Raw genomic sequence first — 13,548 nt, 5'->3', positions numbered from 1 at the left:
TAAAAGCTCTTGTATATAAAAATATCCTGTATATAAAAAGCTCTGTACATAAAAAAGCTCCTGCTATCGCGGGAGCTTTATCTTTTACTGCATAGACTTATTACTGCTTACCAAGCGTAAGTTTCAATGACGTTCTTTTTCGCCATTGGATCATGGTCGATGTGTCTATTTATATTTTTCAAAAACGGTTCACGCGCTTCTGGCCATGCTCCTCGCATTGAAGCGATATTGTTGCCATGGTAACCCCAATAATAACAAGGGAAATCAACCATATTTTCTAGAAGATATTTCTCTTCTTCTAAGATTTGTAATGGTGTCGGCAAGATAAACTCACCACGCTGAACTTCTCTTTCCAGTTCGCTTCCTGGTTGAATAGCAAGGGCCATAGGGGCAATCGCATCTGGCTGCATGATATTCAACAAACTAGTGGTATTTTTAGCATGCTCAATTGAACGGTCTCTACCACCAAGCCCAAAGATAAACGAAGCTAACACTTTAATATCCGCTTCTCTTGCTAAGTTCATACCTGCGATTGCATGTTCTCTTGTCATGCCTTTTTTAATTCTTTCAAGAACAATAGGGTCACCAGACTCAAGACCAGAATAAGCCGTTGTTAACCCTGCTGATTTGATCTCTTTAAGCTCAGAAAGACTCTTACGACGGAAATCATTAAAGCCAGAATACAGCGCAAGGTTCTTTAATTCTGGGAATGTTGATTTCACTTTATCCAGAATCTTAAGTAAATTTTCAGTTCTCATTGCCATCACATTCCCATCAACCAAAAAGATGGATTCTACGTGTGGGTAGATGACTCTTGCTTCTTCAATGTCCTTAAAAATGTCTTCAATATCTCTCACTTTAAAGCGCTTATCATCGAACATAGTACAGAATGTACACTGGTTGTTACTGCAGCCTAATGTGGTTTGAATTAGAACACTTTCCGCTTCCATCCAAGGGCGATAAATTTTACCTTCATAATGCATATTAAGCTCCTCAGCCTAGTGTAATTTTGATGGGGTGGCTTTAACGCTAACCAAGAGGCTTGATAATGGAGACAAACATGAAATCAGTATTAATAATAATTAAATAATCATATGGAATACTGCCCTATTCTATGTTTATCTATAACAATAAAGAATTTTAAAATAAGGGGTTGAACCATGAACATCGACCATCTTCGACTGTTTGTAAGAGTTGCTTCAACGCGCAACATCAGCCTTGCGGGTAAAGAATTAGATTTGTCTCCACCTGTTGCTAGCATGCATATCAACAAGTTAGAGGAAAGTATTGGCGCTAGGCTTGTTCATCGCACAACTCGTAAAGTATCGCTCACTGAAGAAGGGGAAGCGCTTTTACCTTATGCAGAAGAAATTTTAGCAAGCGTAGATGCGGCTAGAGCAACGGTAGGCACAGGTAAAGCTCAGCCAAAAGGTACATTGCGAATTACCGCGCCCGCCTCTTTTGGTCGAATGCACCTCATGCCTGCTTTGAAAGGCTTTCTCAAGAAGTACCCAGATCTGTTTGTTGATATCCGTTTAACTGATTCTATGGTGGATTTAGTAGAAGGCGGATTTGATGTTGCCATTAGAAACGCTGAACTTAAAGACTCTAGCCTCATCGCTAAGAAATTAGCGAAGGATAAACGAATTATGTGTGCCTCTCCTGACTACATTGCAGAGTATGGGGAACCCAATTCGCCAAAGGATCTTAAAAATCATCAATGCATTAACCAGACTGATCTGGATTCGTGGGTATTCAAAACACCTGATGGCATACAGCCAATAAAGGTAAAAGGTAGTATTCGTGTCGACCATGGTGAAGCTGTGAGGGATGCGGCTGTAAATGGGATGGGTATTGCCATGTGTGCGACTTGGCTGACTTACCAACATTTAGAAGCCGGCACGTTAGTACAAATTCTAGATGAGTATCCACTCGTTGATGACGCTGCAATCTGGGCAGTTTACCCAAGCTCTCGACTCCTTGCGCCGAAGGTTCGTGCCTTTATCGATCATTTAGCTGAATACTACGGAACCCCATCATATTGGGATGAACAATGTAGAGCGGCTATCAATTTATCTGACCAGTAATCTACCCCACGAATTTTGTCTCACCTAGTTTAGTAATGTCTCGCTTAGTTTAGTAAGGCTAAGCGAGGCATTTTTCACCCAACTCAATCTCTCGAACCATTGATTGTTGCTTTTCTAAAAGTGCTTTCGCATGTAAAGCACTGCAAGGTTTATAGTAGTAAAAGCCTTGTATTTCGTCGCACCCAAGCTGCTTTATGAACACACACTGCTCATTCGTTTCTACCCCTTCAGCAATGATCTTCAGATTTAAATTGTTAGCGATAAGCACCGTTCCTTGAATAATGGCTTTATTCCTTAGATTGGTGACGGCATCTTTTACAAATGAACGGTCAATTTTTATCGTATCGATTGGATACAAGTTAATGCAGCTTAAAGACGAGTAACCGGTTCCAAAATCATCCAGTGCAATACTGACTCCGTATTGCTTAAAGCCTTTCAGAATTTTCAGCGCAACTTCTTCGTTATCAATTAATGCATTCTCAGTGATCTCAAGCTGCAGATCATTCGGATTCACATGATGCTTTTCGATAATCTTAATGTACTTATTGAGTACCGCATCATCTCGCAATTGTACGGCCGACAAATTAATAGATAGACGAACGCCCCCTAAACCAGACTGGTGCCACTGTGCGTATTGTTTACAAGCATGCTCAAATACCCACTCGTCCAGTATATTAATTAGCCCTAGTTCTTCCGCTAAAGGGATAAATAGATTAGGGGCAACAACGCCAAGCTTGGGATCAATAATTCTGAGCAAGACTTCAAACCCAAGCACTTCTTGAGTACGAACTGACACTTGAGGCTGATAATTCAACATAAAGCCTTGGTTTGCTATCGCATCTCTTAGCACCTGCTCATAAATATTTCTTAAGTGATTCTTTTGTTCTAGCACTTTGTCGTAGAAAACATAGCCATTTCGACCTTGCGACTTAGCTTGGTACATTGCGCTATCGCCTTTTTTAAGCAGCTCTTCCGCATCCAGCCCATCGTTCGGAAACACACTAATACCTAAACTTAAAGTCACATATACAGGCTTATTATAAAGGTTGATTGGTTCTTTAAAGCTATTGAAAATGCGCTGAGCAATATCAATCACTTCGGCTTCATCGCTAATGTCTGAAACAATAATGACAAACTCATCTCCCCCTAGCCTTGCAAGAATGTCTCGGCTTCGAATTGAACTGCTCAAGCGTTTTGCCAGTTCAATCAACAGCAAGTCACCAGCCGCATGCCCCATAGAATCATTAATATTTTTAAAATGATCTAAGTCGATAAACATGAGTGCGAACTTTTTATCATTCTTGGTAAAAATCTCGATGGTTTCAGCCAACTTATCTTGGAAAAGTGTTCGGTTGGGTAAGCCTGTTAAAATATCGGAATAAGCTAAGTTTCTTATTTTTTCATCTTGAAGCTTCTGTTCGGTAATGTCCTCAAAAATGCCTCGATACCCGCTGAATTTACCTTCTTTAGTAATAGGCTTAGCTGAAATGAGTAAGCAAATGACATTGCCATTTTGGTGTTGATACCAGCATTCAACGTCCGACAGATTTTCATGATTCGCCATGATATTGATGTAGAAATCACCATTATCGATATTAAGAGCGTTCACTCCCTTACCTAGCAAGTACTCGGGAGCGTAACCAATAATGTCTGTGGAAGAGTTTGAGCAATAAGTGAAGTTGTTATCTACATCCGTTTCCCAAAGCCAGTTTGAAGTGCTGTGTGCAATATCGCTGAATCGTTCTTCTGCCTTTTTTAAATCTTGGATAAGCATTTCATTTTTAAGGGCGGAACTGATAATTGCTCTCAGGTTTTCAAAAGCAGTACCCTTTCGATTACTTAAGTTCACCGTCATAAAACCAATGGGTTTATTAGCAAACGAAAGTGGAAATACAACTAATGAGTACCTGTCTTTATAAGGCTCAATACCACTCGGTAAAATATCAGAAGCATTGAATATGGTGTTGTCTAACTCTATGAACTTGTTGTCCCTGACCGATACAATATTTTCAGCCAAAATATTCTCGTCGTTAACGTTTTTGAATAGCGAAATATAGAGTTCAGAGAGCTGTAAAATATCAACGGTGTATTTCTTTATCGTCGATAAATCGAAAGAAGAGTTAAGGTTATTTACGATAGCTCTGAAGTAATTTAAGTAGTACTCAGTTTCAAAGCTTTGGAATTTGATGGTCAGCTGCTCAATTTCACTTTTCAACGCTGTAAGATCAGAAATGAATTGAACCAAAGATGCGGAGCTCTCTTTAGTTTCCAGATACTGCAGCGAGCATATTTGCAATTTGGAAGCTAAGCCAAGCCACAGCATAATATCTTCAGACTTTAACTCTTTCTCTAGCTGTTGCTTCAACTTAGAAAGAAACGCCGCGTACTTCTGTTTATAAATGGCATCTTGATAAGAAAAGAGCAGCGAAGTGACGTCATCCCTTATTATCCCACCTTTATGCTGGACGATGACCTTTTCAAAAGACTGTTGAGCTTCTTTAAAGATAGGGTCTTCATCTGCATTCAAGTTTTTAAAATCCAATTCAAGAGACGCACTTTGTAGCTTGCTTGTTTCTGATGGCCTGCAGCCACAAGATTCTCTTGTAATCAAAGAGGTGGGAATTTTCACTTCACTTCGTGCAGGCTTACCTTCAATTTGAGCAATTAACTCAATAGCTGCGGCTCGCCCCAGTTCAAATAAAGGTTCTTGAATACTGGTTAAAGCTGGGGAAGTAAATGCACCTTCGAGCGTATCCATTGACCCAACCACCGCAACCTCTTCTGGAACTCGAATGCCTTGTTCGAGGCAAGCATCCACAATACCCAAGGCTTGGTTATCATTAATGGTAATGACTGCATCAAATTTTTTTCCATGGCACTCGATGTATTCTTCTATTTTACTTTTCGCTGACCGCCTTTTTAAGTCCGAGTAAACCACCATGCTTTCATCAAACTCTAGATCATATTTCTTTAAGAGTGACTGATAAATATCCATACGTTTTTCAGAGGAAGCATGTTGCTTCGGACCTCTAACAAGCAATATTTTTCGGTAGCCGTGAACATGGTAAAAGTGTTCAAATAAATCAGAAAAGCCGGTCTCGTAATCTGTCATTACATTGGTGTAGCCTTCTATATGACTGCCAATATTAATCACAGGTACACGTTCAAATTTATTAATGAAATCGGCACTGGCTTGCTTATCCATAAAGCGAGTATGTGAGCTAAATGGGCTGATTACCCCTGATATAAGATCCATATCAACAAGTTCGAAGACTTTATCTCTCGCTAACGTTAAATGATCATCTGAATTAATAACGCCACCGCAAAACCCAATGATGTTGTAGTCCATCTTTGTGGCTATATAAGCGGCACCGCGCATGATCCCTTCTTGATAAGGCGAAGTCATAGACCCAACAAGTACTGCAATCGTTGGTCTGCCATTCTTTAATACATGCGGTTTATTCAGAATAATGTCATTCATCGATTTGAGGCTCCGAAACATTTGAATACATTTGAATACATTTGTATTATAATAATATACAGCAAATTGAATAGCGTACTTTATCCGAGTCGTGATCAAATCTAGGTTTTAAATTTCAGTTTAAGCATCATTGCAGTCAAACACTCCTACCAATGAAATTCACCTTTCACCAATATCAACTATATACAAAAACTATAAAGTAATTATTCATATGGGCGTATTATCAACAAAACCAACAACCGTTAAGATCACTCCATCAATTAGCACATAGCACAGTATTAGTGCTGAAAGCTGGAGAAACGATAATGCAATATGAAGGTAAGGTTTACCGTCCTTGGACTGAAACGCGCAGTATCCTTATTCAAACGACTCTTGGATGCAGCATTAATACATGTACTTTTTGCAGTATGTTCGATGACAAACGCTTCAAGGTCCGTGATATAGAAGACGTATTCAAAGATATTGAAGAAGCACGTCAGATCTACCCATTTGTTGAGTCGATCTTTTTGATTGACGGTAATGTAATGGCTGCACGTACTGATTACTTAGTGAAAATATTAGATAAGCTTCGTCATACTTTTCCTGAAGCGACTAAAATTTCGATGTATAGCGGTTTAAATGACTTCCGTCGTAAGACGGTTTCAGAGCTTAAAGAGATTAAAGATGCGGGTTTGAATATGTGTTACTCAGGCTTAGAGTCTGGTGACCCAATAGTGTTAGAGCGAATCAAAAAACGCATGACTGCTGAACACGCCATTGAAGGTATGGCGTTAGCGAAAGAAGCAGGCATTGAAACCTTACTTTCGTTCATATTTGGTTTGGGTGGACGTGACCGTTCTAAAGAACACATCATGGCAACGACGGAAATTCTGAATATTACAAAGCCTGAGCAAATTGCTCCTATGGCTTTAGCGGTTCAACCGGGAACCGTAATGGAACAAGAAGTACAACGTGGTGAGTTCATTATGCCAACTCAGATGCAAGTGCTTGAAGAAGAGAAGTACTTACTTGAAAACTTGAATATTGATACTTTCTACTGGGGTGATCACGGTAATAACCTTGTCCCTCAGAAAGGTTTTTTGCTTGATTCTAAAGATCAATTCTTAACAAGATTAAACCAAACCATTGCTGCTAACCCAATGGCGCAAGATAATGTTATTCAAACCTTTTCTTGGTAGTACATTATTCAGGCAGTGGGTTCCAAGAACAAAAACGGCTTCTATGATAGAAGCCGTTTTTATATGTTTTAGAAGATCCAAAGATTAGTAATGATTCAAGATAAGTCATGACTATCAGTTTTACTTTTTATCCCAGTAAGGTGTCTTACCAAAATAATCTGTGAAAAAGTCGATAAAGGCTCTGACCTTTGGCGCAAGTAGGCGTGAGCTTGGGTACACTGCCCAAATAGCGCTGTCAGAAACTAATGGATACTCTTCCAATATTGGTACTAGCTCCCCTCGCTTTAAATGCTCATGGCAACACCAAGTTGAACTGACTGTTATGCCTAAACCGTGCGCGCAAGCATCGCGTACTGCTTCACCATTGTCTGCTTTAAATTCACCTTTTGGCTTAATAGTCACGTGCCCTTCAGGTGTTTCAAATGTCCAATTATCAAAACCACTTAGATTAACAAAATTATGGTTAAGCAATTCATTAGGATGAGTCGGCTGACCATGCTTTTTAATATAGTCTGGAGATGTGCATACAATGCGTTGATCAAAAGCTAGCTTACGAGCCACCAAGGTTGAGTCTTTTAATGCCGCATTTCGAATCGCAATATCAAACCCGCCTTCCACAAGATCGATGATGGAATCCGAAAGTCGATAATCCACCTTTAAACCAGGGTGAGCATCCATGAAGGCTTGCATAGCAGGAATAAGGTGCATTCTGCCAAATGATGCGGGAGCCGATACACGTAACACGCCTTTCGGCATTTGATTACCCGCCCCTACCGCAGCTTGAGCGGCTTCTACACTTTCTAGCACTTCTTCTGCATGAGGCAAGAAAGCTAGCCCTTCTTCCGTTAAGGATACTTTTCGTGTTGTACGGTGCACAAGCCTGACATTCAAGGCTTTTTCTAACTTACCAATATGGGCGCTAGCAACAGCAGGAGACAAGCCTAATTCTTGTCCAGCCAAGCTAATATTGTTGGTGGAAGCTAAACGTACAAAGAGTTTTAGGTGTTCAATATTCATAACTTATTATCAACGACCTTTTATGCAATCATGCGATTTATTGTTGATTATAAAAAATAACAAGTAAAACACAATGAATGGAAAGGGATATAAGAGCTAAACTTAGTTTTGATTTGCAGGGATCATGAACTGGCTTTCACCAGCTTTAAGGTGCTGCTTCAATTTGAACCAAGCGTAACAACCCGCTAGAACGTGCGCGACCGACACCGCAACGATAGTCATTTTGATATCGTGAGACAATGAACCAATCAGTACCGCAGGTACATACAGCACTATCAAGCGAACAAACGAAATCAACAACGCCGCTTTAGGTAGCCTCAAGGCATTACATACCGATACCAGTAGCATACATAAACCAAGTGGCGCATAACTAAATGGCACAACCAATAATGCGAATTTTAACCATGCTGAAATATGTTCGTCTTGGCTGATGAGCGGAATAAGGGCATCAGAGCTAATCATCAATAAGACTGCCAACCCCATATGGAAAATAAGTAAGAATTTGGCTGTACTCAACAATAAATCAGTAATCTCGGCAGATTTACCTTCACCAAGGTAACGCCCAATCATTGGCGGAATAGACATAGTTAACGCCAAAGTGAATACCAATAAAAAGCTTTCCATTCGAGACAAAAGGCTCCAAAACGCAATAGCATCGGTACCCATACGAGAAATCAAAACCATAGAAATAAATGCACTAAGAGACGGTAGCATTTGGTTCATTGTGGTAGGAACCACCATTCTGAAAAGCTCAATAAAATACTTAATATGAACATGATCATTTCGAATCGCCCTCAGCCAACCCGCTTGTTTTGCTTTTATCACCATGTATAAAGCACACACGCTGTATCCCAACGTAGACGCTAAAGCTGCACCCACTAAGCCCAGATCAAACATAAAGATAAAAATAGGGTCTAAGATAAGGTTGATGACACTTGCGAGCATGAACATTTTACCTGTCACTTTGGTGTCTTCATTTGCTCGATAAATACAAGAGGTAAGGTATAGCACCGCGACAGAAAGAGCACTCAGCAACCAAAATGGCCAATATTGATTAAATAAACTCTGTAAGATTTGCTGCTGAGCAACGCTGGTATCGCTAGAAGTGAAAGACCAGAAAATTGGGGATTTAGCTAACCAAAGCGTCACGCAAATCAATGCGATAAAAATACTGCCAGCCACCAACGAAATAGTTGCAGTAGCGGTGGACTTACTCGCCAGCTTCGCACCACAAGCTTGAGAAATAATAGAGGTTGTCGCAACTCCGATACCAACTTGAATACCGATGAGTAAGGCTTGGAAAGGAAGCGTAATGCCATGCACAGCCAGTTCATCTGTGCCTAACATGCCAATAAAAATTGAATCTACCAGTTGGACTAACATGATAGCAAACATGCCAACCGTGAGAGGTATGGTTCGGCTGATCACAAGTTTCATTGTTTTAGACATCATTGGCATTTCAATAGTCACCTGAAAAACTTAAGTAAGTGTCCATACATAAACGAGAAGAGCCAGCAAATGCTTGGCTCTTCTGTGTAGTATAGAGAAACTTACTTAAATGATAATTAGGTAAACCAGCGAATGAGTTTCAATTTTTTGTTAATAATCGAAATGTGTTTTGGCCGGCGTATAAGCTTCACTTTTCTTCTGAAATCTTATAATGCCGCTCAACATTAGTCGTTACTTTTCCCCAGTGGGATTGCTTCACTCTCGCTTGATGAGCTTCAAAGGATTTCTTATCGGTGAACTCTTCATAAACACTAAAGTGATATGGATTATCGGCACTTTGAAGAACATTAAAAGTTAAGCACCCTTCCTCTTCCTGAGTAAGTGCAATGTGATTCACTAACTCAGCCTTAACCTTAGTTAAATCCGCTTCAGGAACAACAATGAACCCTCGTAAAACTACCTTACTCATACACTTCCTTGTGCTAACCAACAATTTTTATGGGTGAAGTTACATTACACACTCTTTTGCTTCATTAGCTTTGGCAATACCATCTTCGATTAGTGACATAGCTTCATCATTATTGATCGATGAGGTCACTTTGTTTATCAGCCTTTCAGCAACCGATTCTGATGAAGCATCAACCAAACAGCTATAAGCATTAGCGATATGATCTTTTATCTCAATTAAAGCTTCAGGGTCACTGAAATCTGCCTCTAAAGCTTCTTGTACTGCAGCTGCGACTTCTGTTGCAGAGTCTGCTGCATCACCAAATTGTTCTAGGTTGATATCAATACTATTCAAATCAATAGAAGCTATCTGGTCTTGAACACTATCTACCGCTTTATTTGCCGCTTCTTGAGCTTGGTCGATAGCTTTTGATGCATCATCACACCCTGCTAAAAGCATCACAAGTATCGCTGCTGGTATATATTTTTTCATAAAGTTACCCATTCATAGTGTTGTAGATATTTCTAAAGCATCTTAAATGAAGCCATGCATTCAGAAAACATAAATAACGTAACTGATTATTTACTATTTATTCGTTGTTTTGTATTGATAATGTTAAAGTTGCGCAATATTCACTAGCGCTTAATTAGGATTTATCGATGACTATTCAGATAAATAATAAAGATTGCAAAGGCTCAATCACGATAAGTAACACAGTCATTGGGCATGGGACAATTAACAGCCACTCTTGGCTATTCAAGTCCACATCAAAAGCAATGATATTAGAAATAGCTGAAGACCCTAATTTAACCGCACAAGATTTACCACTTGTAGGGTTCGGTTGCGGTGGTTGGATATTTGAACAAGCATTAACCACTTCCATTCAAGAAGCGTTAAATACAACTCAAACTATCCATGACGATAAAGTTAACGCGCAAGACGTGAATACAGATAGCGCTGTAATAGATGAAGTAATAAACATCCTAAATACAGGTACCTCTTTATTCCAAACAAATAAATTAGAGTACATACCCGCTGTCAATAGCGCATGTAGCCAATAAGTATTCACGCCAACAACAGCCAACAGCCAACAGCCAACAGCCAACAGCCAACAGCCAACAGCCAACAGCCAACAGCCAACAGCCAACAAAATTTTAATAGGTATAAAAAATGATTCCAGTAAATACTTCTATTGTTTCAGGTGTGGCACTGTCTGAAATAGATGGTGAAATGAAAATGTTAGTTATGAATCGTACCAAAGGAAACTTTTGGTGCCATGTTGCAGGTTCAATTGAAGCGCAAGAAACCGGTTGGCAAGCCATTGTTCGAGAGTTTAAGGAAGAGACACAAATTGAAGTCACGGACCTCTATAATGCTCAATTTCTTGAGCAATTTTATGAAGCCTACTCTAACGTGATTGAGCTTATTCCTGTATTTGTGGTGGTATGCCCGCCAAATCAAGCCGTCGAACTGAACCATGAACATTCTGACTATAAGTGGTGCACTTTAGATGAAGCTAAAGACTTAGCACCCTTCCCAAATCAACATGCAGTTTATGATCACGTATGGTCATATTTTGTAGACAAGCCAATCAATGATTTATATCGAGTTAAGCTTAAATCAGCAAAGTAACGCCTACAAACCGTCATCCTTAGAAAAGCTCGAAGATGTCAATTCAGCTGAACAAAGTTGTTTAGCTGAGTTATTTTAAGTTGTATTCCAATCGTTTCAGGTTATTAGCTCTAAGCAGCATAGCCTACACACCAACACTAAAGGCTTTCTATGATTTCATGGCCCTGTATTTTAAAACTCGACGGTGATAATGAGTTGATGTTCTTTCAAAATGAGCAAGCGTTTATATCCGAATGCCAAGATCTTATTTTGGACGATAATGACTATGCAGTGGATTCTGAAGGGGCTTGTTACACCATAGGCTCATCAGCTAACCAACCGATATTAGCTGATACCGGAAAGAGGCTGAATGTTCAGGATGTGACAGTACTAATTCAAGAGCATGAATTCAGTAAAGCAGAGATGTGTATTATTAAAATCCACTTCCCTACTGTATCTGAAGCTATTAACTCTTTAGCCTTTGAATACAACCTATAGATGGTAATTAACCAAAGAGCTGATTAACATTAAGAATAGCTAGAGGGACGACTGTCTCTCATTAAGTAATCCAGCTTACTTTGCGCTTTCTTCGTGTTTTGTAGATCGACCACTTCAATCATCTCACATTCATCCCTAACCATCTCTGAAATGAGGCTTGGATAATGTCGACAATCTTCAGGTCTATCTAGATAGATACTGCATGTATATTTATTAGGTGCAGATTCATCTTTCTTTGGTTCTATACCTAAGAATGGGCATGAGGTTAGCCTTTGACCCGTTTCAGGATCAAACCAAATCTCGTTGCCCTTAACGAATTCAAAAATGTCTGGGTTAAATAATTCCCACAGATCAATTTCTTCCTGCGTGGCAGCTAAGTCACCATCACCATACTTAATGCAGCATTTTCCACACTGGTTACATGCTTTCATAAACCATTCATTATCAGTTGTTATGCGTATTGAAAATAACGCTCATGAAATTCAAACACTAGAAAGAATGAACAGAGCAAATAGAAATAATAGTAGACTCGAAGCTAATGAAGCTAATCTAATTAGCCGCAGCTTTACTTATCAACCACTTCAACCGTTTTATGCTCGGCTCCGTAATAAGTGCCTTCATCGATAGTATACATCAGCGTTTCGTTACACTCAGGGCAATCAAACTCTTCATTCGGTTCGATCTCTTGCTCTTCAACCCAGTCCCAACCAAGGGTTTCTTCACATGATGGACAATCCAAAATATTACCTCACCTACATTCACTTTGTTAAGGGAGTCCTTATACAGATTGCCAATACTGATTACTAGTCGATGACTACTTTTTTACGCAAACAAAAATGGCATTACCTGACTGTTCATCCCAAGGAATGATCTTTTGATAATCATGCTCAAACATATGAACGTCAAAGCGATCTTCTAATAACTCTTTCAATTCTAAGAATGAGAAAGCCACCATTGGATGCGACTCTTTCCAGTTTTGAGAACCGTTTTCTGTCGTCTTTTCAATCTGAAGATCTAAAAATTGTTTCTGACCAGAACCGCTATAGCGCCAACCTGATTGAAAAGTAAAACCTGCACCTTCTCGATTAACAGAGTGTCGAACAAATGAATCTCGTTTTATTTTAGATTTATCAACAACATTAAAGCAAAACACACCACCAGCCTGTAATGCTTGATGAGCACTATGGATACACTCCATGAGTTTATCTATCCCACTATTGTAGTGGATGGAGTACAAAAAACAGGTAATCAAATCTACCAGGGTTTCTGCCGTAAAGTTGCTCATATCTTGTTTGATGAACTTAGCTTCAGGGCAACGCTTTTTAGCAAGTTCAAGCATAGGTTGATTAATGTCTAAGCCCGAACTCTGATAACCATTATCGAGAAAATAGCGAACATGCGGTCCTGTTCCACAAGCTAAATCAAGATGCAACTTTCCACCATTACCAAAAATTTGGTGCATACGATGGATAGCATGACTTTGCGATTGGTAATCAATATCTTCGCACATCAAATCATAGTAACGAGAAAGATCGGTATAAAGAACATTTACTGGCATTGATTATATTTTATTCGTAATTATGGGGGGGCGCATAGTAAACGAATATTAATTAAATGCTATTAGATTCGGTATTAATATACGAATATTTACCCAGCCAATCATCGAATGTAATAATATTTAAATGATCAATTAAAAGTTTTTATTATGACGATTAAAATTACTCGTTAACTTAATTATCCATGTTTTGATATAGATCCAATCCGTGATAAATAATGAGC

General features: G+C 39.3%; 14 protein-coding genes. 5 read left to right on the top strand and 9 right to left on the bottom strand.

Annotation, left to right across the window (positions count from 1 at the left end):
- Nucleotides 1-107: 107 nt before the first annotated feature.
- Entirely contained in the window at nt 108-983 is an 876-nt protein-coding gene (locus F0226_RS18300; RefSeq protein WP_171736986.1) for a radical SAM protein, read from the bottom strand.
- A 177-nt stretch (nt 984-1,160) separates the two neighbouring features.
- On the opposite strand from F0226_RS18300, the gene F0226_RS18295 reads away from it, so the two are divergent.
- Nucleotides 1,161-2,087 (top strand): LysR family transcriptional regulator, encoded by a 927-nt coding sequence (locus F0226_RS18295; protein ID WP_171736985.1) that lies wholly within the window; start codon nt 1,161-1,163, stop codon nt 2,085-2,087.
- A 58-nt stretch (nt 2,088-2,145) separates the two neighbouring features.
- Here the strand turns inward: F0226_RS18295 and F0226_RS18290 are convergent, their stop codons facing one another.
- Nucleotides 2,146-5,568: an EAL domain-containing protein gene (locus tag F0226_RS18290; protein ID WP_171736984.1), complete on the bottom strand. Its 3,423-nt coding sequence runs from the start codon at nt 5,566-5,568 to the stop codon at nt 2,146-2,148.
- Between the two features lie 305 nt (nt 5,569-5,873).
- Here F0226_RS18290 and F0226_RS18285 point away from each other — a divergent pair, with 305 nt between their 5' ends.
- Complete coding sequence (locus F0226_RS18285) at nt 5,874-6,746, top strand: radical SAM protein (protein ID WP_171736983.1); 873 nt, start codon at nt 5,874-5,876, stop codon at nt 6,744-6,746.
- 120 nt (nt 6,747-6,866) lie between these two features.
- On the opposite strand, the gene F0226_RS18280 is transcribed toward F0226_RS18285, so the two are convergent.
- From F0226_RS18280 to F0226_RS18265, 4 genes are all read right to left on the bottom strand, one after another.
- Complete coding sequence (locus tag F0226_RS18280) at nt 6,867-7,763, bottom strand: LysR family transcriptional regulator (protein ID WP_171736982.1); 897 nt, start codon at nt 7,761-7,763, stop codon at nt 6,867-6,869.
- Between the two features lie 102 nt (nt 7,764-7,865).
- Nucleotides 7,866-9,221, bottom strand: a complete 1,356-nt coding sequence (locus F0226_RS18275; protein ID WP_171737018.1) for an MATE family efflux transporter — start codon at nt 9,219-9,221, stop codon at nt 7,866-7,868.
- 178 nt (nt 9,222-9,399) lie between these two features.
- Entirely contained in the window at nt 9,400-9,681 is a 282-nt protein-coding gene (locus tag F0226_RS18270) for an antibiotic biosynthesis monooxygenase (RefSeq protein ID WP_171736981.1), read from the bottom strand.
- 39 nt (nt 9,682-9,720) lie between these two features.
- The gene (locus F0226_RS18265; protein WP_171736980.1) at nt 9,721-10,152 is read right to left on the bottom strand and encodes a hypothetical protein; all 432 of its coding nucleotides are present in this window, start codon (nt 10,150-10,152) and stop codon (nt 9,721-9,723) included.
- 167 nt (nt 10,153-10,319) lie between these two features.
- Between F0226_RS18265 and F0226_RS18260 the strand changes: the two genes are divergently transcribed.
- The 3 genes from F0226_RS18260 (at nt 10,320) to F0226_RS18250 (ending at nt 11,769) form a co-directional block, all read left to right on the top strand.
- Complete coding sequence (locus F0226_RS18260) at nt 10,320-10,721, top strand: hypothetical protein (protein ID WP_171736979.1); 402 nt, start codon at nt 10,320-10,322, stop codon at nt 10,719-10,721.
- A gap of 109 nt (nt 10,722-10,830) precedes the next feature.
- Entirely contained in the window at nt 10,831-11,292 is a 462-nt protein-coding gene (locus F0226_RS18255; RefSeq protein WP_171736978.1) for an NUDIX domain-containing protein, read from the top strand.
- A 150-nt stretch (nt 11,293-11,442) separates the two neighbouring features.
- Nucleotides 11,443-11,769, top strand: coding sequence for a DUF4144 domain-containing protein (locus F0226_RS18250; RefSeq protein WP_171736977.1), 327 nt, complete (start codon nt 11,443-11,445; stop codon nt 11,767-11,769).
- Nucleotides 11,770-11,798: 29 nt separating this feature from the next.
- Here the strand turns inward: F0226_RS18250 and F0226_RS18245 are convergent, their stop codons facing one another.
- The 3 genes from F0226_RS18245 to F0226_RS18235 all read right to left on the bottom strand — a co-directional run bounded on the left by F0226_RS18245 (nt 11,799) and on the right by F0226_RS18235 (nt 13,327).
- On the bottom strand, nt 11,799-12,200 hold the full coding sequence (locus tag F0226_RS18245; protein ID WP_171736976.1) for a YkgJ family cysteine cluster protein: 402 nt from the start codon (nt 12,198-12,200) through the stop codon (nt 11,799-11,801).
- Nucleotides 12,201-12,334: 134 nt separating this feature from the next.
- Nucleotides 12,335-12,508: a hypothetical protein gene (locus F0226_RS18240; RefSeq protein WP_171736975.1), complete on the bottom strand. Its 174-nt coding sequence runs from the start codon at nt 12,506-12,508 to the stop codon at nt 12,335-12,337.
- A gap of 75 nt (nt 12,509-12,583) precedes the next feature.
- Nucleotides 12,584-13,327 (bottom strand): class I SAM-dependent methyltransferase, encoded by a 744-nt coding sequence (locus F0226_RS18235; RefSeq protein WP_171736974.1) that lies wholly within the window; start codon nt 13,325-13,327, stop codon nt 12,584-12,586.
- Nucleotides 13,328-13,548 lie beyond the last annotated feature (221 nt).

Origin of the sequence: Vibrio sp. 99-70-13A1 (genome assembly GCF_013114625.1) — a bacterium.
GTDB lineage: Bacteria > Pseudomonadota > Gammaproteobacteria > Enterobacterales > Vibrionaceae > Vibrio.
Note: the sequence above shows the minus strand (reverse complement) of the source record. Positions and strands in the feature narration are given on the sequence as shown.